The sequence below is a fragment of the Silvimonas terrae genome, from assembly GCF_014202765.1.
Lineage (GTDB): Bacteria > Pseudomonadota > Gammaproteobacteria > Burkholderiales > Chitinibacteraceae > Silvimonas > Silvimonas terrae.
Window position 1 is genome coordinate 1 of sequence record NZ_JACHHN010000015.1, and the last position, 1,199, is coordinate 1,199.

The 1,199-nt window shown below is 61.1% G+C and carries 2 protein-coding genes; both read left to right on the top strand.

The window, feature by feature from the left end:
• The first annotated feature begins 3 nt into the window (after positions 1-3).
• Complete coding sequence (locus HNQ50_RS21835; RefSeq protein ID WP_444544604.1) at positions 4-720, top strand: MotA/TolQ/ExbB proton channel family protein; 717 nt, start codon at positions 4-6, stop codon at positions 718-720.
• Between the two features lie 21 nt (positions 721-741).
• Entirely contained in the window at positions 742-1,182 is a 441-nt protein-coding gene (locus tag HNQ50_RS21840; RefSeq protein WP_184103702.1) for an ExbD/TolR family protein, read from the top strand.
• Positions 1,183-1,199: the final 17 nt, after the last annotated feature.

Consider the following 1,199-nt stretch of genomic DNA (forward strand, 5'->3'; position numbering starts at 1 on the left):
TTCATCAAATCTTTCGCTGCTGTGGCCGGCCTGATGGCTGTGTCCGCTGTGGCCTCCGCCGCTGAAGGCGCCAACCCGTACGGCATCGACGCACTGTGGAACCAGGGCGACGTGGTGGCCCGCACCGTGCTGATCATTCTGTTGATCATGTCGGCCTCCACCTGGTATGTCGGCATCGTCAAGCTGCTGGAACAACGCCGTCTGCTCAAGCACGGCCGTAACCTGCTGGAATCGACCGGCGTGGAACTGCAACAAAAGGCTGTGGCCGAGAACGATGACGTGCTGTTCACCGCTGTGGCCGTGGCCGGCATCGAAGCTGCCAAAGAGCACAAGGGCGAACTGGCCCAACGTGTTGACCTGAACACCTGGGTGGCCATGGCGATTTCTGACGCGGTCGATTCCGCCGGTCACCACATGCAATCCGGCCTGTCCGTTGTGGCCACCATCGGTTCCACCGCCCCATTCGTGGGTCTGTTCGGTACCGTGTGGGGGATCTACCACGCGCTGACGGCCATCGGTATCGCCGGTCAGGCCTCGATCGACAAGGTCGCCGGCCCGGTGGGTGAAGCGCTGATCATGACCGCGATCGGTCTGGCAGTGGCTGTGCCGGCCGTGCTGGGTTACAACTGGCTGGTGCGTCGCAACAAGCTGGTGCTGGACATGGTGCGCGTAGTGGCTGGCCGTCTGCACGCTGGTCTGCTCGCTTCCCCGGCCAAGTAATCAGGCAAGGTAAAACACATCATGGCGCGTTATCGCAGACCCAGTCACGGTGGCGCCTCCGGTGAAGAAGATCAGGTGATGTCCGCCATCAACACTACGCCGCTCGTCGACGTGATGCTGGTGTTGCTGATCATCTTCCTGATCACCATCCCGGTGGTGACCCAGACCGTGAACGTGAAGCTGCCGACGGAAAGCAACATCCCGACGCAGACCAAACCTGAAAACATCGTTCTGGCCGTTGACGCCAAGAATGTCACCTACTGGAACCAGCAACCGATCAACGATACGGAACTGCTGGCCCGTCTGGAAAAAGCCGCGGTGAAAGACCCGCAGCCCGAGGTGCACATCCGGGGTGACATCACCGCGCGTTATGGCCCGCTGGGCCGGATCGTACTGGCGGTGCAGCGTGCCGGTATCGTGAAGATTGCGTTCATTACCGAGCCGCAACCCGGCGGTCAGTAAGCAGCAAATTGTGTGAG

Bases quoted from the DNA above. Each gene is read 5' to 3' on its own strand.
- HNQ50_RS21840 (WP_184103702.1), top strand. From the start codon at position 742: ATGGCGCGTTATCGCAGACCCAGTCACGGTGGCGCCTCCGGTGAAGAA.